Annotated in this window: 16 protein-coding genes and 3 tRNA genes; 9 read left to right on the forward strand and 10 right to left on the reverse strand. The window is 59.6% G+C overall.

Annotation, left to right across the window (positions count from 1 at the left end):
* Window positions 1–6 precede the first annotated feature (6 nt).
* The 8 genes from HU755_RS00085 to HU755_RS00120 all read right to left on the reverse strand — a co-directional run bounded on the left by HU755_RS00085 (window position 7) and on the right by HU755_RS00120 (window position 10,136).
* The gene (locus HU755_RS00085; protein ID WP_186623275.1) at window positions 7–1,398 is read right to left on the reverse strand and encodes a GntP family permease; all 1,392 of its coding nucleotides are present in this window, start codon (window positions 1,396–1,398) and stop codon (window positions 7–9) included.
* A gap of 287 nt (window positions 1,399–1,685) precedes the next feature.
* Complete coding sequence (locus tag HU755_RS00090; protein WP_186619079.1) at window positions 1,686–3,092, reverse strand: sigma-54-dependent Fis family transcriptional regulator; 1,407 nt, start codon at window positions 3,090–3,092, stop codon at window positions 1,686–1,688.
* Between the two features lie 130 nt (window positions 3,093–3,222).
* Complete coding sequence (locus HU755_RS00095; RefSeq protein ID WP_186630143.1) at window positions 3,223–4,797, reverse strand: ABC transporter ATP-binding protein; 1,575 nt, start codon at window positions 4,795–4,797, stop codon at window positions 3,223–3,225.
* A gap of 9 nt (window positions 4,798–4,806) precedes the next feature.
* The gene (locus HU755_RS00100) at window positions 4,807–5,829 is read right to left on the reverse strand and encodes an ABC transporter permease (RefSeq protein ID WP_186630144.1); all 1,023 of its coding nucleotides are present in this window, start codon (window positions 5,827–5,829) and stop codon (window positions 4,807–4,809) included.
* Window positions 5,829–6,896 carry a microcin C ABC transporter permease YejB gene (locus HU755_RS00105; RefSeq protein ID WP_186630145.1) on the reverse strand — a complete coding sequence of 356 codons (1,068 nt, stop codon included), beginning with the start codon at window positions 6,894–6,896 and terminating at the stop codon, window positions 5,829–5,831. Before HU755_RS00105 ends, HU755_RS00100 begins: the two co-directional genes overlap by 1 nt.
* Window positions 6,896–8,764, reverse strand: coding sequence for an extracellular solute-binding protein (locus HU755_RS00110; protein ID WP_186630146.1), 1,869 nt, complete (start codon window positions 8,762–8,764; stop codon window positions 6,896–6,898). The genes HU755_RS00105 and HU755_RS00110 overlap by 1 nt, the downstream gene beginning before the upstream one ends.
* Window positions 8,765–8,895: 131 nt before the next feature.
* On the reverse strand, window positions 8,896–9,177 hold the full coding sequence (locus HU755_RS00115; protein WP_186546400.1) for a peptidylprolyl isomerase: 282 nt from the start codon (window positions 9,175–9,177) through the stop codon (window positions 8,896–8,898).
* 89 nt (window positions 9,178–9,266) lie between these two features.
* Complete coding sequence (locus tag HU755_RS00120) at window positions 9,267–10,136, reverse strand: triacylglycerol lipase (RefSeq protein ID WP_186630147.1); 870 nt, start codon at window positions 10,134–10,136, stop codon at window positions 9,267–9,269.
* 336 nt (window positions 10,137–10,472) lie between these two features.
* Between HU755_RS00120 and HU755_RS00125 the strand changes: the two genes are divergently transcribed.
* Complete coding sequence (locus HU755_RS00125) at window positions 10,473–11,552, forward strand: hypothetical protein (RefSeq protein ID WP_186630148.1); 1,080 nt, start codon at window positions 10,473–10,475, stop codon at window positions 11,550–11,552.
* Between the two features lie 57 nt (window positions 11,553–11,609).
* Here HU755_RS00125 and HU755_RS00130 read toward each other — a convergent pair whose 3' ends face one another.
* Window positions 11,610–12,680, reverse strand: a complete 1,071-nt coding sequence (locus HU755_RS00130) for a 3-deoxy-7-phosphoheptulonate synthase (RefSeq protein WP_186630149.1) — start codon at window positions 12,678–12,680, stop codon at window positions 11,610–11,612.
* 613 nt (window positions 12,681–13,293) lie between these two features.
* Here HU755_RS00130 and HU755_RS00135 point away from each other — a divergent pair.
* From HU755_RS00135 to HU755_RS00170, 8 genes are all read left to right on the forward strand, one after another.
* Window positions 13,294–13,737, forward strand: coding sequence for a GNAT family N-acetyltransferase (locus HU755_RS00135; RefSeq protein ID WP_186630150.1), 444 nt, complete (start codon window positions 13,294–13,296; stop codon window positions 13,735–13,737).
* Between the two features lie 127 nt (window positions 13,738–13,864).
* Complete coding sequence (gene uvrY / locus HU755_RS00140) at window positions 13,865–14,506, forward strand: UvrY/SirA/GacA family response regulator transcription factor (protein WP_024012761.1); 642 nt, start codon at window positions 13,865–13,867, stop codon at window positions 14,504–14,506.
* 2 nt (window positions 14,507–14,508) lie between these two features.
* Window positions 14,509–16,332 (forward strand): excinuclease ABC subunit UvrC, encoded by a 1,824-nt coding sequence (gene uvrC / locus HU755_RS00145; RefSeq protein ID WP_186630151.1) that lies wholly within the window; start codon window positions 14,509–14,511, stop codon window positions 16,330–16,332.
* 32 nt (window positions 16,333–16,364) lie between these two features.
* Window positions 16,365–16,925, forward strand: a complete 561-nt coding sequence (gene pgsA / locus HU755_RS00150) for a CDP-diacylglycerol--glycerol-3-phosphate 3-phosphatidyltransferase (protein ID WP_186630152.1) — start codon at window positions 16,365–16,367, stop codon at window positions 16,923–16,925.
* Window positions 16,926–16,985: 60 nt separating this feature from the next.
* Window positions 16,986–17,061, forward strand: a tRNA-Gly gene (locus HU755_RS00155).
* Between the two features lie 45 nt (window positions 17,062–17,106).
* Window positions 17,107–17,180 (forward strand) — tRNA-Cys (locus HU755_RS00160).
* Window positions 17,181–17,373: 193 nt separating this feature from the next.
* Window positions 17,374–17,460, forward strand: a tRNA-Leu gene (locus HU755_RS00165).
* Between the two features lie 278 nt (window positions 17,461–17,738).
* A complete protein-coding gene (locus HU755_RS00170; RefSeq protein ID WP_186630153.1) occupies window positions 17,739–18,335 on the forward strand; it encodes a trypsin-like peptidase domain-containing protein in 597 nt (198 codons plus the stop codon).
* Here the strand turns inward: HU755_RS00170 and HU755_RS00175 are convergent, their stop codons facing one another.
* On the reverse strand, window positions 18,336–19,520 hold the full coding sequence (locus HU755_RS00175) for an HlyD family type I secretion periplasmic adaptor subunit (protein WP_186546694.1): 1,185 nt from the start codon (window positions 19,518–19,520) through the stop codon (window positions 18,336–18,338).
* Window positions 19,521–19,524 lie beyond the last annotated feature (4 nt).

Raw genomic sequence — 19,524 nt, forward strand, 5'->3', positions numbered from 1 at the left:
AATACCTCACACAATGCCAGTGGCGTAGAAGGTGCCGATCACAACGAAAACCGCGAGGGTCTTGATCAGCGTAATACAGAAAATGTCTTTATAGGCTTCGCGGTGTGTCAGGCCGGTCACCGCCAGCAGGGTAATCACCGCGCCGTTGTGCGGCAGGGTGTCCATGCCGCCACTGGCCATCGCGGCCACGCGGTGCAGCACTTCCAGCGGAATATTGGCTGCGTGGGCCGCGCTGATGAACTGCTCGGACATCGCTGCCAGCGCAATGCTCATGCCGCCCGACGCCGAGCCGGTGATGCCGGCCAGCAGCGTCACAGTAATCGCTTCGTTGACCAGCGGATCGGGAATTTGCTTGAGCCAGTCGGCCAACACCAGAAAGCCTGGCAGCGAGGCGATCACCGCGCCGAAACCGTATTCGGACGCGGTGTTCATCGCCGCCAGCAATGCGCCGCTGACCGCACTTTTGCTGCCCTCGGCGAGTTTGGCGCGAATCGCCTTGAAGCCGAACGCAAGCACCATGAGGATGCCGACCAGCAATGCGGCCTGCACGGCCCAGATGGCGGTGAGCTTGGCGATTTCCGTGGTCACCGGTGCGCTCATGCCCGGCAGCGCGAGGCTGTGGGTCTTGCCGTACCACTGCGGAATCCACTGGGTGAACAGCAGATTCATGATGCCCACCGCCAGCAACGGCGAGAGGGCGATCCACGGATTTGGCAGTTGCAGGTCTTCAGCGGTTTCCGGTTCGTTGCGCAGCTCGGTGCCGTAACCTTCGCCCGCACGTTGTGCCTTGTTGCGCTGGCGTTGCAGAAACAGCATGCCGGCGCAGAACACGAAAATCGTGCCGATCACGCCAAGCCACGGTGCCGCCCAGGCGGTGGTGTTGAAGAACGTGCTGGGGATGATGTTCTGGATCTGCGGCGTACCGGGCAGGGCGTCCATGGTGAAGGAAAATGCGCCGAGGGCGATGGTCGCCGGGATCAGGCGCTTGGGAATATTACTCTGGCGAAACATCTCGGCGGCAAACGGGTACACCGCAAACACCACCACAAACAGCGAGACGCCACCGTAGGTGAGCACAGCGCAGACCAGCACAATCACCAGCATCGCTTGCCTGGTGCCGAGCACGCGAATGGCGGCGGCGACGATCGAGCGCGAAAAGCCAGACAGTTCGATCAGCTTGCCGAATACCGCACCGAGCAGGAACACCGGAAAGTACAGCTTGATGAAGCCGACCATTTTTTCCATAAACACGCCGGTGAAGGCGGGCGCCACGGCGGACGGGTCGGTGAGCAGGACCGCGCCGAGGGCGGCGATCGGGGCGAAGAGGATAACGCTGTAGCCACGGTAGGCGGCCAGCATCAGCAGCGCCAGGGCTGCCAAGGCAATGATCACACTCATGGTGTGTCTCTCCAGAATTGTTATTTTTGTGGGTGGAACGGGTGTGGAGAGGCTTTAGCGAGAACTGTGCCATATCGCTAACTCATTGAAATATAAGTGTTTTGTTGGTTTTTTGAGGCTGAATTTTTACTGTTTGTCTCTTTCTGGAGACTTGTGCTGTCTGGAACGGCGCCTTCGCGAGCAAGCCCGCTCCCACATTTGGAGTGCATTTCCCCTGTGGGAGCGGGCTTGCTCGCGAAGCTTTTGCTCTTGTCTTCAAAAGGAGATGCAATATCTCGATATGGAGACTAAGCCAGCCCCAGCGCCACCATTTTTTTGTACAGCGTCGAGCGTCCAAGTCCCAGCCGAACCGCAGCCTCCGGGACTTTCCCCGCGCATTGCGCCACGGTCGACTCAATCAATTGCCGCTCGAATCGTGCTCGCGCCTGAGCGAATGTTTCCCCGGTCAGCGCTGGCACCGGCGGCGCAGCGCTGCGCTCGACCGGCGTTAAAGTGCCAATGGCCGCGCGCAGATCACTTTCCGTCAGGATCAGGTCATCGCTGAGCAGTGCCGCCCGTTCCAGCACATTGCGCAATTCGCGGATGTTCCCCGGCCAGGCATGCTCTCCGAGCAACGCCAGCGCATCACGGTGCAATTCATGCTGGCTGCGCAGCTCTTCAAGGATCGCTTCGCTGAGCGCCGGCAAATCATCAAGGCGCTCGCGCAGCGGCGGTACATGAATTGGCAGGACATTGAGGCGATAGTACAAATCGGCGCGAAATTCGCCGCGCTTGATCGCCGCCTGCAGGTCCGTCGAAGTAGCCGCGATCACCCGTACGTCGCTCTGGATCACCTCATTGGAACCGACCGGTTCGAACTCTTTCTCCTGCAATACGCGCAGCAATTTGCTTTGCAGCGGCAGCGGCATGTCGCCGATCTCGTCGAGAAACAACGTCCCGCCCTGAGCGATCTGCAGTTTGCCGGTGCGGCCCTTGCGGTCGGCGCCAGTGAAAGCACCGGGTGCCGTGCCGAAAAATTCGGCTTCCAGCAACGCCTCGGGAATGGCCGCACTGTTGATGCTGACGAAGGCTTTGTGGGCGCGGGGCGAAGCGCTGTGGATCGCCTGCGCGAGCAGTTCCTTGCCGGTTCCGGTTTCCCCCAGCAACAGCACCGGCGAGTCGGCACTGGCACTGCGCCGCGCCCGGCGTTTGACTTCGAGGCTGGCCGCGCTGGTGCCGATGAAATGGGCGAAGTTGTATTTGGTCTGGCGAGCGCGCAGCAGGGAGCGGGTCGAGGCGAGTTCTTCCTGCATGCTCAGGTAGCGCTTGAGCATTGGCGACAGGGTGCGCAGCTCGTCGAACAGCGCGAAACCGATCGCGCCGATCACCGTGCCGGCGTCGTCGTGAATCGGCAGGCGCATCACTACCAACGGTTCCTTCGGCGTGTCCTGCATGTCCAGCAAAATCGGGCGCCCGGTGCGCACCACTTCACGCAACAGACTGCCAGGAATCACGCTTTCACAGGCTTTGCCGATCGCGCCTGCCGCCGATTCGAGGCCGAACCGCCGGGCGTAGCGCTCGTTCATCCAGACGATATTGGCGTCGCGGTCGACAATCACCGTGCCTTCGCTCGACTGCTCGATGATTTCGAACAGTGAGCGGATCGCCAGGGTGCGCACCCGTTGATAGTCCTTGAGGCTTTCGGTGGTGTTCATGAAGGCTGATCCTGATTGTATGTTGCCAGTGCCGGCCTTTCGCGAGCAGGCTCGCTGCCCCAATTACCCTGTGGGAGCGAGCCAGCTCGCAAAGGCCGCGACGCGGTTTCAAGCCGAGCGCCAATTATGCCTACCCCGGATGCGCCGCCGCCAACAGCTCTTGGGTATACGGGTGCTGCGGGTTGTCGAACACGTCATGACTGGCGCCGCGCTCGACCACCTGGCCGTCCTTGATCACGATCATGTCGTGCGCCAGCGCGCGCACCACTGCCAGATCATGGCTGATGAACAAATAGGTCAGGCCGTGTTTTTCCTGAAGCTGGCGGAGCAGGGCGACCACTTGCTTCTGCACGGTGCGATCGAGCGCCGAGGTAGGTTCGTCGAGCAGGATCAGCGCCGGTTTCAGCACCAGTGCCCGTGCAATGGCGATACGCTGACGTTGCCCGCCCGAGAACTCATGGGGGTAGCGATGGCGACTTTGTGGATCAAGTCCGACCTCCTCAAGCACGCGGATCACTTGCGCGTCGCATTCATCGGCGCTCGATGCGCAATGTACTTCCAGGCCTTCGCTGATGATTTGCGCCACCGACATGCGCGGGCTGAGGCTGCCGAACGGATCCTGAAACACCACTTGCATCTGCCGTCGCCACGGGCGCAGTTGTTTCTGATTGAGGCCGTCGAGCGCTTCACCCTGAAAGCGAATGCTGCCCTCGGAGTCGAGCAGGCGCAGGATCGCCTGACCCAGCGTGGACTTGCCGGAGCCGGACTCGCCGACAATGCCCAAGGTCTTGCCGCGCTGGATGCTCAGGCTGATGCCGTCCACGGCGCGCAGGTATTGCTTGCGCTGAAACAGCCCGCCGCCGACGACAAACTCGACCTTGAGATCGTCGACTTCCAGCACGTTTTCGCGTTCGTCCCGAGGCAATGCCTCGCCCTCGGGTTCGGCGTTGAGCAGCACGCAGCTGTAGGGGTGTTTGGGTTCAGTGAACAGGGTTTCACACGGCGCCTGCTCGACAATCTCGCCGGCTTTCATCACGCAGACCCGCTGGGCAATGCTGCGCACCAGATTAAGGTCGTGACTGATCAGCAGCAGCGACATGCCCAACCGTTTCTGTAGCGATTTGAGCAGCAGCAGGATTTTGCGCTGCACGGTGACATCCAGTGCCGTGGTCGGTTCGTCGGCAATCAGCAGCTCCGGTTCGCAAGCCAGGGCCATCGCGATCATCACCCGTTGGCGTTGGCCGCCGGAGAGTTGATGCGGGTAAGCCTTGAGCCGCTCGGCAGGTTTCTGAATGCCGACCAGCCCGAGCAGTTCCAGGATGCGTTGCTGCGCTTGCTTGCCGCCGAGGCCACGATGCAGCAGCAGGGTTTCGCCGATCTGCTTTTCAATGGTGTGCAGCGGATTGAGCGAGGTCATCGGCTCCTGAAAAATCATCGCGATGCGATTGCCGCGCAGTTCCCGCAATACTTTGGGGTCGGCCCCAAGCAGCTCCTGATCGCGATAACGAATGCTGCCAGTGGTGTGCGCCTCGGCTTCGGGAAGCAGTTGCAGGATCGAATGCGCGGTTACCGATTTGCCCGAGCCCGACTCGCCAACCAGGGCCAGGCATTCGCCGGGACGGATGTCCAGACACAGGTCACGCACCACTGGCTGGCCATGGAAGGCGACGGTGAGATGACGAATTTCAATCAGGTTATCGGTCATGGCCACGCTTCAGGATCGAGGGTCGAAGGCGTCACGTAACGCTTCGCCGATGAAAACCAACAGGGAAAGAATCAGTGCAAGGGTGAAAAACGCGGTCAGCCCGAGCCATGGCGCTTGCAGATTCTGTTTGCCTTGGGCGATGAGTTCACCCAGCGAGGCGCTGCCGGCGGGCATGCCGAAGCCGAGGAAGTCCAGTGCAGTCAGGGTCGAGATCGCCCCGGTCAGAATGAACGGCAGATAGCTCAGCGTCGCGTTCATGGCATTGGGCAGGATGTGCCGAAAAATGACCTTGCGGTCCGTCAGGCCTAATGCGCGCGCCGCTTTGACATATTCCAGGTTGCGCCCGCGCAGGAATTCGGCGCGCACCACATCCACCAGGGCCAACCATGAAAACAGCGCCATGATCCCGAGCAGCCACCAGAAATTGGGTTCGACAAAACCCGAGAGGATGATCAGCAGATAAAGCACCGGCAGTCCCGACCAGACCTCAAGCACACGCTGCCCGAGCAGGTCGACCCAACCGCCGTAATAGCCTTGCAGCGCCCCGGCGGCGATGCCGATCAGCGCACTGACCAACGTCAGCAACAAGGCAAACAGGATCGAAACCCGTGCGCCGAAGATCACCCGTGCCAACACGTCGCGCGCCTGGTCGTCGGTCCCCAGCCAGTTGACCGATGTCGGAGGACTCGGCGCCGGTTTGTTCAAGTCGTAATTGGGGGTGTCGTCACTGAACGGAATCGGTGGAAACAGCAGCCAGCCACCGTCCTTGCGGATCAGGTTCTGCACATAGTCGCTGCGGTAATCGGCCTGGAACGGCAGTTGCCCGCCGAACGCCTGCTCGGTGTGGCGTTTGAACACCGGGAAATACCACTGGCCCTGATAGCTGACCATCAGCGGCTTGTCGTTGGCGATCAACTCACCGCCCAGCGTCATGACAAACAGTCCGATAAACAGCCACAGCGACCACCATCCGCGGCGGTTTTTCTTGAAACGCTCAAAGCGTCGACGGCCCAGCGGGGAAAGCTTGAACATCAGGCGTTCCTCGCAGCGAAGTCGATACGCGGGTCCACCAGTGTGTAGCAGAGGTCACCGATCAGTTTTATCAAAAGGCCGAACAAGGTGAAGATGAACAGTGAGCCGAACACCACGGGATAATCGCGCGACACCGCCGCTTCGTAGCTCATGCGTCCGAGACCGTCGAGGGAGAAAATCACTTCGATCAGCAATGAGCCGGCAAAGAACACGCTGATAAAAGCCTGGGGCAGGCCTGATATCACCAGCAGCATTGCATTGCGAAACACATGCCCGTACAGAACGCGACGCTCGCTCAGGCCTTTGGCTCTTGCGGTCACCACATACTGGCGAGTGATTTCATTCAGAAACGAGTTCTTCGTCAGGATCGTCAGCGTGGCAAATCCGCCGATCACCAACGCCGTCACTGGCAACACCAGATGCCAGAAGTAGTCGGCGATCTTGCCCAGCGTCGACAGCGACTCGAAGTTGTCCGAGACCAGACCGCGCACCGGAAACCAGTTCAGCGAGGTGCCTCCGGCGAACACCACGATCAGGAACATCGCAAACAGGAAAGCCGGCATCGCATAACCGATGATGATCGCCGTGCTGCTCCAGATATCGAAATGACTGCCATGGTGCACGGCCTTGCGGATGCCCAGCGGAATCGACACCAGATAGGTGATCAGTGTCGCCCACAGCCCGAGGGAAATCGTTACCGGCATCTTTTCCAGGATCAGATCGGTCACCGTGGCGCCACGAAAGAAGCTTTTGCCGAAGTCCAGTTGCGCATAGTTTTTCAGCATCAGCCACAGGCGTTCGTGGGCCGGTTTATCGAAGCCGTACTGTTTTTCAATGTCCTTGATCAGTTGCGGGTCCAGGCCTCGACTGGCGCGGGACGTGCCGCTGAGGGTTTCGCTCGCGCCCCCGCCGACGCTGGCCCCGGCCCCGCCGATGCCTTGCAGGTGGGCGATGGCCTGCTCGACCGGGCCGCCGGGCGCGGCTTGAATAATCACAAAATTGACCAGCAGGATGATCACCAGTGTCGGGATGACCAGCAGCAGACGCCGCAGAATGTAAGCCCACATCAGCGCGGCCCTCCGGGTCTGCCGCGAGCGATTTTCTCGGCGGTCATCTGCTGGTTGGTCAGCGCTGTGGTGCTGATTTCCCACCAGCTCTCGATGGCTTCGTCATTGCTGGCCTGAACCGACGGGATGCCGAAGCGGTTCCACCAGACCGTCGAGGAACCGGGCGGGTAGTAGTTGGGAATCCAGTAGTAATTCCACTGCAGGACCCGGTCCAGCGCATGGGCATAGTGGAGCATGTCGGATTGGGTCGATGCGCGTATCAGGCCGTTGATCAGGGTATCGACGGCGGGGTTTTTCAACACCATGTAGTTGTTGGCCCCCGGATCGTTCGCCGACACCGAGCCGAAGTAGTTAAGCAACTCGCCGCCCGGTGACGTCGACACGGGATAGCCCGTGACGATCATGTCGTAATCGCGGCTCATCAGTCGGTTGACGTATTGCGAGGAGTCGATCCGGCGGATGTTGAGGTCAATCCCGATCTGTTTCAGCGTGCGCTTGTAGGGCAGCAACAGGCGGTCCATGCCGTTCTGGCTGACCAGAAAAGTGAAGCTCAGCGGCTCGCCGTCGGCATTGACCAGTTGATCGCCGTCGGGCTTCCAGCCGGCCTGCTCAAGCAGCTCGAGGGCTTGCAGTTGTTTGTCACGGATGATGCCGCTGCCATCGGTCTTCGGGGCTTCGAAGACCTTGCTGAAGACTTCGTCAGGCACCTGGCCGCGCAGCGGTTCGAGGATTTTCAGTTCCGCTGCGTCGGGCAGTTCCCGGGCGGCGAGGGCGGTGTTGGAAAAATAGCTCTGCTGGCGAATGTACAGATTGCGCATCATCTGCCGGTTGCTCCATTCGAAATCCCACAGCATTGCCAGCGCCTGACGCACGCGGCGATCCTGAAACATCGGTTTTTGCAGATTGAACACAAAACCCTGCGCCGACTGTGGTGCCTCGGTGGCCAGATGCGCCTTTTGCAAGCGACCGTCACTCAGGGCCGGGCTGTCATAGCCGATCGAGTAACCGGTGGCGGAGAATTCGCGGTTGTAGTCGTACGCGCCACCACGCAAAACCTGGCGGGCGACGTCGGTATCGCCGAAGTACTCGATGCTGAAGTGGTCGAAGTTGTACAAACCGCGACTGACCGGCAGGTCTTTGCCCCACCAGTCGGGGTTGCGCTCGAAGGTTATACTGCGCCCGGAATCGACTTTGCCCACCCGATATGGCCCGCTGCCCAACGGGGGTTCATAACCGCCGCCGCCGGCGAAGTCGCGGTGCTTCCACCAATGTTCGGGGAGTACCGGCAGGGTTGCTATATCGAGCGGCAGGGTGCGGTTTTCGTTGCTTTTGAAGTCGAAGCGCACAATCAGCGGCGCCTCGATTTCGACGCCTTTGACGTCGGCAAACTGGGTGCGGTAACGCAGGCTGCCCTGGGTCATCAGAAGGTCATAGGTATAGCGCACGTCCTCGGCGGTGATCGGCTTGCCGTCGGCAAAACGCGCCTTGGGGTTGATGAAGAAGCGCAGCGACAGGCCATCGTCTGAACGCTCCATCTTCTGCGCCACCAGACCGTAGACGGTGTACGGCTCGTCCAGCGAGCGCTGGGCGAGTGGCGAATACAGCAGACCGTCGATCTGGGTAACGCCGATGCCTTTGTCTATATAGGGCAGCAGATGGTCGAAGTGGCCGATCTCCAGTGCCGAGCGGCGCATCGTGCCGCCTTTCGGCGCTTGCGGATTGGTGTAGTCGAAGTGGCTGAACCCGGCAGGATATTTGGCGGGTTCGCCGTATACGGTCAACGCGTGTTGTGGGGCAGCGTTCACGCTGGCGACACTCGAAAAGAGTGCGAGGGCGGTGAGCATCAATGTCGGGAAAACCAGTCGCATCGTCAGCCTTGGAACCGGGAAATCGATAAGCGCAAGTTGTACGCGAGAGGCGCGCCAGTCGCCAGTCGCATGTGTAACTGAAACACAACGGCCCACCAAGGGGCGGGCCGTTGCGCGCAATCAGTTCAACATCAGTCCTGACGGCTGGTCACTTCCAGCAGGTGATAACCGAACTGGGTTTTCACCGGGCCTTGTACGACATTGATCGGTGCGCTGAACACCACGGTGTCGAACTCCTTGACCATCTGGCCAGGACCGAACGAACCCAGGTCGCCGCCCTGACGGCTGGACGGGCAGCTGGAGTTGGTTTTGGCGACTTCGGCGAAGTCGGCACCGCCTTCAATCTGGGCCTTGAGTTCGTTGCACTTGTCTTCGCTGGAAACCAGGATGTGGCGGGCAGTGGCTTTAGCCATGGGAAAACTCTCCAATCATTTATCAGTAAAGTGCGGAGCCTACCGCAATCAGGGGACGAATTCTCGGCAAAGTTCCGTCCGCGTCTCGTTCACAGGCCGGCAGTCCGCAAGCGCTCGGCATGCTCGACGTACAGCTCGATCGGGTCGGGCGAAGAGCGAGTGGCGATGACGGGACGACGCAGACTGGCCAAGTGGTCCAGTGAATAGTCGGAACGAATCACCTGTCCGAGATGAGAGCTGAAGCGGCCGACGAAGCCGTCATTCTGTTGCGGCTCGGTGGTGAAGTAGTGCGCCAGTAACCGGCACATGCCTTGGACCGGATCCAGTGTCGGCATCTGCTGGCTGGGTAGCACGCCGCTCCAGGAGTAATAGTGCACACCGTTGACCTTGGCCGGGCCATGTCCTCCCCACGTGTCGGGCAATCCTTGCGGGTATTTGTCATTAAACGCGCCGACACCTTCCGTGGTCAGCGCATTGAGTGCTGCCACCGCGCTCTGCGGCAACGCCGTGGTCCCACTGAGCAGCGACAGGAAGTCGGCGAACTGTGTCGCCACATTCTGGGCCACCGCTTCCGGCAATTTGCCGGGAATCAGCGCCTTGCGCAGAAAATCCGCCAGCTCCGAGCCGTGGTTCGGGCCGCTCACCGACGTCACCGATGCGACGCTGCCTGGCGTAACCGCCGCAGCGTAGCGAGCCGCCAATGCGCCCTGACTGTGTCCAATGAGATTGACTTTTTCTGCACCTGTGCCTCGCAGCACACAGGCGATCTGTGTCAGCAACTGTTCGCCTCGCGTTTCGTTGTTGTGGGTAGCGGACAGGTGCGGAACAAACACTCGGTTGCCGACTGCTTTCAAGGCGTCCTTGACGTCATGAAACAGCTCGAAATGGCCTATCCGTTCGAACCCGAACAGACCGTGTACCAGCAGGATGGGGTAACGCGTCGGAGCATTCCGTTGCATGTTCTTACCTTTTTCGAAATGGTTCATCGGGGAAATCTGCTGGCCACTCTAAAACACTCATTGGATTGAAGAAGTACGAAGAGGCTTCATGTTTATGTTGAAACTGGACTAGGGCACGTAGGACGTTTCGGATCTCCATGAAATCCAAGTCGGAATATCTGGACGTCTTAAACCTCAATGACGCCCATTTGGGCTTGCTTGCCTACCCGGCGCGTAGCCTTTGCGCTGTAGTCGCGACGTATCGGGCTGACATTAAAAACTACGGGCAAAGCGCTCAATGCATAGTGTCGATATCGCCCACGAGGGCGCTACGTTATCCAGGGAATGGAGCCGAGAATGACTCATCACGAAGTTGGCTTTTGCTATTACACATGCCACTCGAATAATGTCCGCCCGGCGTCGGAGGCGTTGCTGGCGCCGATGATCGCCGGACTGCAAGGCGATGTGCTGGACCCCGCCCTGGCCAGGGTCGTCGTCCGTGTCGCCGCCTATGCCGGCATGGCTTGTGGCGATCAGGTGCGGCTTTATTGGGAGGGCCTGGACATCGAAGGCTTTGCCTACCAACACGAGAGGGTCCGGTTTGTCAGCGAAACCTTGGTTGGCCAGGACCTCGTTTTCGTTATCAAGGGCATGCACGTGTCCGCATTGGACGGCGGATCGCTGCAGGTTTTCTGGACACTGCTGAGCGTGGATTTGCCAGCTCCGCTTGAGTCCGAGCGCCTGCAATTGTCTGTCGGCGACGTCCGGACGCGGCTGTTGGCACCGCATATTGAAACCATGGTGGGCGGAACGCTGGACCCCTCACGCGTCGAGGAGGGTGTGCTGGTCACGTTGCAACCCTATGCGCGAATGTCCGCGGGCGACCGGATACTGATGGCGTGGCGTGGAACCCAGTCATCAGAAGCGTTCAACGATGCGCTGACGGTGCAGGCATTTGCTGTCGGCGGCATGTTGTCGTTCTGGATTCCAGCTCGGTACATCGAGGCGCACCGTGGCGATCACGTCAGCGTGGACTATCGTGTCGAATCAGCGTGCGGCGCGGTTCGACCGTCAGACCCTGCCAGTGTCTTCATCGGTCCGCTTTTGCGCGGCGAGCTGGAGGCTCCGGAGGTGCTTGAAGCCGTCGACGATGTGCTCTCGGTAGCGGATTCGACGGATGGCATTACTGTCGAAATCGGCAATGCACAAACGCTGGAAGACGAGCTGGTCTATCTCAAGTGCGACGGCGACTTCTTCAATCATCGCGATGACCGGGAAATTACCCGGGAAACGGCCGGTCAGCCGCTGATATTCATCGTGCCCCACCGGTTCTGGCGCGAGCACCAGGGGACCACCGTGCGGATTGCCTACACAGTCGAGCGTCTGGATGATGTCAGTCAGAACTCGGCGGTGAGACACCTGAGGGTAGAGGCGTAGCCTGGGCGCAACACCCGCCGGTTTCATTTGAAAGCGGCGGGCGATATGGCTGCTGCGTCAGCGGTGCGAAGCGAGGCGCCGGGCGGCATCAAGCAACAAGCGCTCGGTTGCCTCGAAACCAAGGCAGCCATCGGTAATCGACACCCCGTAGCGCAGCGATGCGCTCAGTGGCTGACAACCTTCGAACAGATGAGATTCGAGCATCATGCCGATAAGCGAATGATCGCCGCGCAGCCGCTGTTCAAGCACATCGTTGAACACCGCCGGTTGACGTAACGGGTCCTTGCCGCTGTTGGCATGGCTGCAATCGACCATGATTCGGCTGGGGATCTTCACGCGTTTCAGCTCGGCGTTGATGCTGGCGACGCTCGTTTCATCGTAGTTGGGGCCGGGATGGCCTCCGCGCAAGACCAGATGCGTGTCGGGGTTGCCGGGGGTTTGAATAATCGCCGGGTGGCCTTGGCTGTCGACGCCGAAGTGCCGATGCGCATGGGAGGCAGAACGCATTGCATCGACGGCTACCGCTGCGCCGCCATCGGTACCGTTTTTGAAACCCACCGGCAGGTTCAGGCCGCTGGCCATTTCACGGTGTATCTGCGATTCGGTCGTGCGCGCACCAATCGCAACCCAACTGAGCAGGTCGTCGAAGTAATGGGCGGCCATCGGTTGCAGCAGTTCCGTGGCGATCGGCAAGCCGAGACGGATCATTTCCAGCATCAGCTCGCGCGACAGGTTCAGGCCGGCGGCCATGTCGTCACTGCCGTCCAGATGCGGATCGTAGGCCAGGCCCTTCCAGCCGACGGTCGTGCGTGGCTTTTCAATGTAGGCGCGCATCACCAGGAGCATTTCGCCGCTGACGTCATTGGCGAGGCCGGCGAGCTGGCTGGCGTATTCCAGCGCGGACTGAGGATCGTGGATGGAGCAGGGGCCTACGACAACCAACAGGCGCTGATCTTCGCCGTTGAGGATCGCGCGAACGGCCTGGCGATGAGCAGTGACTTGCTGGCTCAAGGCGTTGCTCAACGGCAATTGCTGCTTGAGTTGCAGCGAGCTGGGCAGACGCACGGTCAGTGCTTCGTTGGCACAATTGAGGGAGGACAGCGGCAAAGCGGAAACGGACGAGTTCATATTCGGTCTTCCTGGGCCAGTGGCGGGGGCTTCCCGCGCACTCGACCCTACTGGGGTGTTCGACAATTGGCCGTACCGGCCACGACTGTATGTTTGCCACCTGTGGGTGACCGATCGGAGGCGGCAGGCTGTCCCGAGCGGAGGCTGGTAAATCGCCAGGCGCTAAAGCTGTCGTAACGGTAATAAGTGGCGTAGTTCATGGTTTGATCCTCAAGGTGTCTGGTGTGCTGCTGAAAAACGGGCTCTGAAAAAAACAAAACCCCCGGTCGGGAGGCCGACCGGGGGTTGAGAAAATCTCTGGTTGGCGACCCGTTGTCTTGGGCGCCGTGTGGGTATCAGGCGCGCCAGTGGCTAAACCAATACCCAAAATAAAAGCTCACGGGAGCGCAGGCGTCATTCACCCGGACAGCCGCAACCGAGCGCGGTGCGCTGGCGATCGATAGCTGTGAATGGGCGTTGAGCATGGTCTGTCTCCGGTGAATGCGCCGAGCTTACTAGAGGCCTGCACGCATCAGCAATCAGAAAATGCTATCGCCCACCGAGTAAAACGCCTATCACTTGAGCGCAGCAAAGGTTGTGACACACTCCGCGTTTATCCAGGCGGGAGGGGTGAATGAGCTTCCAGATACGTCGCGCCACTGAAGATGACCTTGGTTTTGCGCGCGAGCTGACTTGCGCGAACATGCTGCGCTATTACATGGACTACGATTTGTTGTGGCAGGACGCGGCGTTCGATGCCGGGTGGAGCGGTCGCGAAAACTGGCTGATCCTCCTGGCGGGTATGCCGATCGGTTTTTTCAGCCTCAGCCAGGATGCGCGGGCGCTGTACATTCGCGAGTTGCAGATTGCCGAGGATTATCAAGGGCGCGGTGCGGGTTCCTGGGCGATTGATCAGGTTATCGATAGGGCACGTCAGGCAAGACGCCCGGCCGTGCGTCTCACCGTGTTCGAGACTAATCCGGCGCAACGGTTGTATTGGCGCAAGGGGCTGCGCGTGCAGGGCAGGGACGAGTATTTCCTGAGGATGCAGCTGGATTTAAGTACACCTGTGCGCTGAAACCCGCGCCGGGCAAGCTCCGGATGATGAATTGAAACTTTTTAAATGCAGCTTGATGCTAGGTCTGTCAGGCACTTTTTGCTAAGGTGTCCGGCAACCCAATAAGACCATATCGCGAGGTGTCTGCTTGATTAGGGTGCTAGTGGTCGATGACCATGATCTCGTTCGTACAGGCATTACACGAATGCTGGCCGATATCGATGGCCTGCAGGTGGTGGGTCAGGCTGAATCAGGTGAAGAGTCCCTGATCAAGGCGCGAGAATTAAAGCCTGACGTGGTGCTGATGGACGTCAAGATGCCCGGCATCGGCGGACTGGAAGCCACGCGTAAACTGTTGCGCAGCCATCCGGATATCAAAGTGGTTGCCGTGACGGTGTGCGAGGAAGACCCGTTTCCTACGCGATTGCTCCAGGCCGGCGCCGCTGGCTACCTGACCAAAGGGGCAGGTTTGCCGGAAATGGTGCAGGCTATTCGCCTGGTCTTCGCCGGCCAGCGCTACATCAGCCCGCAGATCGCCCAGCAATTGGCGATCAAATCCTTTCAGCCAACCAACGATTCACCGTTCGACGCCTTGTCCGAGCGTGAGATTCAGATCGCGCTGATGATCGTCGGTTGCCAGAAGGTGCAGATCATCTCCGACAAGTTGTGTCTGTCGCCGAAAACCGTGAACACCTACCGTTATCGTATTTTCGAGAAGCTCTCGATCAGCAGCGACGTCGAGTTGACACTCCTCGCGGTTCGTCACGGCATGGTGGACGCCAGCGCCTGACCATGACTGAAGCATTCGATTCCAGCGCTTTTCTATCGACCGTCAGCGGACGCCCTGGTGTTTACCGCATGTTCGACAGCGAGGCGCGCCTGCTGTACGTGGGCAAGGCGAAAAACCTCAAGAAGCGTCTGGCCAGTTATTTCCGCAAGACCGGGCTGGCGCCGAAAACTGCCGCGCTGGTCGGCCGTATCGCCCAGGTCGAAACGACCATCACCGCCAACGAGACTGAAGCGCTGCTGCTTGAGCAGACGCTGATCAAGGAGTGGCGACCGCCGTACAACATTCTGTTGCGCGACGATAAGTCCTACCCCTACGTGTTTCTGTCTGACGGCCAGTTTCCGCGGCTGAGCATTCATCGCGGGGCCAAAAAAGCCAAGGGCAAATACTTCGGGCCTTATCCCAGCGCCGGCGCCATTCGCGAAAGTCTCAGCCTCTTGCAAAAAACCTTTTTCGTGCGCCAGTGCGAAGACAGTTATTACAAAAACCGTACTCGCCCGTGCCTGCAGTTTCAGATCAAGCGTTGCAAGGCACCCTGTGTGGGGCTGGTCGAACCTGAGGTTTATGCCGAAGATGTGCGCCACTCGGTAATGTTCCTTGAGGGGCGCAGCCATGCGCTGACCAATGAGCTGTCTACCGCGATGGAGGAGGCTGCGGTCAATCTCGAATTTGAGCGGGCAGCCGAACTGCGCGACCAGATCGCGTTGCTGCGGCGTGTACAGGATCAACAAAGCATGGAGGGCGGCACGGGCGAGATCGATGTCATCGCAGCGTTCGTCAACCCGGGCGGCGCCTGTGTGCATTTGATCAGCGTGCGCGGTGGCCGGGTGCTGGGCAGCAAGAACTTCTTCCCGCAGGTCGGGATTGAAGAAGACGTCTCTGAAGTGATGGCAGCCTTCCTCGGCCAGTACTACATCAGCAGTCCCGAGCGCGATCTGCCGAGCGAATTGATCGTCAATGTGGTGCACGAAGACTTCCCGACGCTGATCGAAGCGATCCATGAGTTGCGGGGGCGCGAGCTGGCCATCAGTCACCGGGTGCGTGGCACGCGGGCGCGCTGGCAGCAATTGGCCGTGACCAATGCTGAACAGGCGCTGGGCGCGCGTCTGGCGAACCGGCAGCACACCGCCGCACGTTTCGAAGCGCTGGCCGAGGTGCTCAATCTGGACGAGCCGCCGCAACGCCTGGAATGCTATGACATCAGTCACTCCAGCGGCGAGGCCACCGTCGCGTCCTGCGTGGTGTTCGGCCCTGAAGGCGCGATCAAGTCGGATTACCGCCGCTATAACATCGAAGGTGTAACGGCGGGTGACGATTATGCGGCCATGCACCAGGCGTTGACTCGACGTTTCAGCAAGCTCAAGGATGGAGAGGGCAAGTTGCCGGACATCCTGCTGGTCGACGGCGGCAAGGGCCAGTTGTCGATGGCCCGTGACGTGCTAAACGAACTGGCCGTGCCGGATCTGATCCTGTTGGGCGTGGCCAAGGGCGCAACGCGCAAGGCCGGCTTCGAAACGTTGTATCTGAATGATGCAGCGCACGAGTTCACTCTGCGCGGCGATTCGCCGGCCCTGCACCTGATCCAGCAGATCCGTGACGAGGCCCACCGCTTCGCTATTACCGGGCACCGCGCCCGCCGCGGCAAGACCCGCCGCACGTCAACGCTGGAAGGGGTGGCGGGGGTCGGTCCAACCCGCCGCCGTGACCTGTTGAAACATTTTGGTGGATTGCAGGAGCTGTCTCGTGCAAGCATCGAAGAGATCGCCAAAGCCCCGGGGATCAGTAAAAAGCTCGCAGAGTCGATTTATGCGAACCTGCATAGCGAGTAGAATGCCCCCTCACCTCGTAGCCAGTTGTGCCGATGAATATCCCTAATCTGATTACCGTTCTACGCGTCCTGCTTATCCCGATCTTCATTTTACTGTTTTACCTGCCGTACCAATGGAGTTACATGGCCTCCGCTTCGGTGTTTGCCTTCGCGGCGGCCACCGACTGGCTGGATGGTTATCTGGCCCGTCGTCTTGAGCAAAGCACACCGTTTGGTGCGTTTCTCGATCCGGTCGCCGACAAATTGATGGTCGCCGTTGCACTGGTGTTGCTGGTGCAGGAACACGGTAATCTGTGGCTCACATTGCCAGCGGCAGTCATCATCGGTCGTGAGATTGTGGTGTCGGCACTGCGTGAATGGATGGCCGAACTCGGCGCCCGTGCACATGTAGCCGTCTCGAACCTGGGCAAGTGGAAAACCGCCGCGCAGATGCTCGCGCTGGTGATCCTGCTGGCCAATCCGAAGGCTTTCAGCTTCTGGGTTATCCTCGGTTACGCACTGTTGATGGTGTCCGCCGGCCTGACCTTGTGGTCGATGGTGCAATACCTTCGCGCGGCCTGGCCGCATCTGAAGACTGATGTTGAAAAGAAATAAAACTTTTTCGAATCAAGGGGTTGACGGGGCTTCTTAATTCTATAGAATGCGCCACACCAAGCGGGAATAGCTCAGTTGGTAGAGCACGACCTTGCCAAGGTCGGGGTCGCGAGTTCGAGTCTCGTTTCCCGCTCCAATTTGTACGTGTCTGTTGTTGTGCTACTGACAGCAGATGCTTTGAGGCCGAGTAGCAAAATGGTTATGCAGTGGATTGCAAATCCACCTACGCCGGTTCGATTCCGACCTCGGCCTCCACTTTAAACAAGCTCCGTAGATCCATGATTTACGGAGCTTTTTTATTTGCGGTGCGTTGCAAGACCTTGTCTTGAAATACAGCCATTGCGAACTTGCTTCACCGGGGAGTGATGTATATATTTCCCGCACTGCTGTCCGGCAGGATCCTGTCAGGATCGCTACCGACCGTGAAGCAAAGCAGTACCGCGCTACCGCCCGAATGGCGAAACTGGTAGACGCATGGGACTTAAAATCCCCCGCTCGTAAGGGCGTGCCGGTTCGATTCCGGCTTCGGGCACCATCTTTGAAACAAGGGTTTGCAGGCGAAAGCCGATGCAAACCCTTTTTTCGTTTCTGGGCTGAGTGTTCATCGCTTTACGGCCACCAATCACCTGTCCAGTGTTCTGGATCCAATTAGCTCACTTTATCGTCTGTCGACAAGCGGTAGGCTTAGTCTATTGCTTAAGGTGATGGCGCAATGACATATTGCAGCTCCTTTCTCCACTTTACGATGTACCAGACATGCGCCCCCTCAAGTCAGTTGTTGCAGCGTCGTTGCTGCTCAGCGGGTGCAATGGAATGCCAGTCGCTTTCGTTCAGGATCCTGTTTTAGACCAAGCCTTTGTCGTTCACTCCGGCGCGCCTTTGCCTTACGTGCTGATGGGTTCGGCTGTGCAATGGAATGAAGATTTCGCCGTCACGGTGAAGCACATTCCTTATTTGTCAGGCACGGTGTTCAAGGGACAGGCGGACGTGCAGTTCTTCCGCCACAAGGCCAGCAGTGTGCCGGCATGGCGCGGTTACAAGCCTGGCGAAGAGCTGACCTCGGTGGGGTTCAATTCGTTGTACATGTCGGTCAAGGGCAGCGGCCAGGCGTTGCCGGCCATGCTTCGCCTCGACGTCAAAGAGGGCAACGTGCTTTACGGCACCCACAATGGCGCGTTGGCGAAAGGCATGTCTGGCGGTCCGGTATTTTCCGCAGATGGCAAAGTCGTAGGCATCAACGTCGCGTTTCTGACCCGTGACGATGTCAGCCGGCTTAAGCGCCAGGATTTGCTGGATCAGCCGCGCGTAAGCATTTTTCTGCCCTACGCGGAGATCAATCGCGAATGGTCGCGCTACTTGGCCAGCATCACCCCGACGGTGCCGCCGGCCACCAAGTTCGCCAGCCGCTGATCAGCGTTCGCGCAACGCTTCGCGCGCGCGGTTAAGCGGTTTGATCAGGTAGTCGAGTACGGTTTTTTCGCCGGTGCGAATGTCAACCGTGGCGATCATCCCGGGCACGATGGCGAAGCGTTTGCCGGCCTTGTTGCGCAGTTCGTCCGACGCGGTGCGGATGAATACGCGGTAGTAGAAGATTTCCGGTTTGGCTTCGTCCTGAAGGGTGTCCGGCGAGATCGTCACCACTTCGCCGTCGAGGCTGCCGTAGATCGAATAGTCATAGGCGGTGATTTTGACTTTCGCCGCCTGTCCGGGGTGAATAAAGGCGATGTCACGCGGCGAGATGCGCGTCTCGATCAGCAGTTGTTCATCGAGCGGCACGATCTGCATGACTTGACCATTGGGCGCGATCACGCCGCCAATCGTGCTGACCTCGATGTCCTTGACGATGCCACGCACCGGCGAGCGCAGGGTCAGGCGCGACAGCGAATCGGTGCGACCACGAATCACCGCTTCGAGCATCTGCGCCTCGGCGTTGGCTTTGGCCAGATCTTCACGGGCGCGGACCATGTAATCGGAACGCGCTTCGGTGGCCTTCAGTTCCAGCTCTGAACGCTGGCGGGTCAGGCGCAACACTTCGACCCGACTCGAGGCGCCGATCTTCGCCAGATTCTCGGTGATCGCCAGTTCGCTGCGCACCAATTTCAATGAGCTTTGAATACCGTCGAGGGTTTCCGCCAGGCCTTTGCGACGGGTCTGGTAGAGCTCGGTTTCGGCGCGGATCAGCTCGGGGAACGCTTGCAACGATGGATCGAAGGCCAGCGGCTTTTCACTGACCTCGGCTTGCAAGCGATTAACGCTCGCCAGTGCCGCGCGGTACTTGGCCGCGCTTTCGCCGACGTTGGACTGGTTCTTCACCGGGTCGAGCTGGGCGAGGATCTGGCCGCGCTCGACCAAAGCGCCTTCGCTGACGTTGAGCTGCTCAAGAATGCCGCCCTCCATCGACTGAATTACCTGTTCGCGTGAGCTCGGCACCACCTTGCCGGTGCCGGTCGAGACCTCGACGATCTCAAACCACGCCGCCCAGGCAATGAAACAGGCGAGCATCAGCGCACACCCCCAAATCACCTTTGCGCCACCGGCAATCGCACGCTCATCGCGGCCGTCGAGGTAGGACATCGGGTCCGGTACGTCGGTCATCGTC

The sequence above is a fragment of the Pseudomonas sp. SWRI111 genome (genome assembly GCF_014268555.1).
GTDB classification, from domain to species: domain Bacteria; phylum Pseudomonadota; class Gammaproteobacteria; order Pseudomonadales; family Pseudomonadaceae; genus Aquipseudomonas; species Aquipseudomonas hamedanensis.

Bases quoted from the DNA above. Each gene is read 5' to 3' on its own strand.
- HU755_RS00090 (WP_186619079.1), bottom strand. From the start codon at position 3,092: ATGAACACCACCGAAAGCCTCAAGGACTATCAACGGGTGCGCACCCTG.
- HU755_RS00175 (WP_186546694.1), bottom strand. From the start codon at position 19,520: ATGACCGACGTACCGGACCCGATGTCCTACCTCGACGGCCGCGATGAG.
- pgsA (WP_186630152.1), top strand. From the start codon at position 16,365: ATGAATATCCCTAATCTGATTACCGTTCTACGCGTCCTGCTTATCCCG.
- HU755_RS00110 (WP_186630146.1), bottom strand. From the start codon at position 8,764: ATGCGACTGGTTTTCCCGACATTGATGCTCACCGCCCTCGCACTCTTT.
- HU755_RS00135 (WP_186630150.1), top strand. From the start codon at position 13,294: ATGAGCTTCCAGATACGTCGCGCCACTGAAGATGACCTTGGTTTTGCG.
- HU755_RS00130 (WP_186630149.1), bottom strand. From the start codon at position 12,680: ATGAACTCGTCCGTTTCCGCTTTGCCGCTGTCCTCCCTCAATTGTGCC.
- HU755_RS00100 (WP_186630144.1), bottom strand. From the start codon at position 5,829: ATGTTCAAGCTTTCCCCGCTGGGCCGTCGACGCTTTGAGCGTTTCAAG.
- HU755_RS00095 (WP_186630143.1), bottom strand. From the start codon at position 4,797: ATGACCGATAACCTGATTGAAATTCGTCATCTCACCGTCGCCTTCCAT.
- uvrC (WP_186630151.1), top strand. From the start codon at position 14,509: ATGACTGAAGCATTCGATTCCAGCGCTTTTCTATCGACCGTCAGCGGA.
- HU755_RS00120 (WP_186630147.1), bottom strand. From the start codon at position 10,136: ATGCAACGGAATGCTCCGACGCGTTACCCCATCCTGCTGGTACACGGT.
- HU755_RS00085 (WP_186623275.1), bottom strand. From the start codon at position 1,398: ATGAGTGTGATCATTGCCTTGGCAGCCCTGGCGCTGCTGATGCTGGCC.
- HU755_RS00125 (WP_186630148.1), top strand. From the start codon at position 10,473: ATGACTCATCACGAAGTTGGCTTTTGCTATTACACATGCCACTCGAAT.
- HU755_RS00105 (WP_186630145.1), bottom strand. From the start codon at position 6,896: ATGTGGGCTTACATTCTGCGGCGTCTGCTGCTGGTCATCCCGACACTG.
- HU755_RS00170 (WP_186630153.1), top strand. From the start codon at position 17,739: ATGCCAGTCGCTTTCGTTCAGGATCCTGTTTTAGACCAAGCCTTTGTC.
- HU755_RS00115 (WP_186546400.1), bottom strand. From the start codon at position 9,177: ATGGCTAAAGCCACTGCCCGCCACATCCTGGTTTCCAGCGAAGACAAG.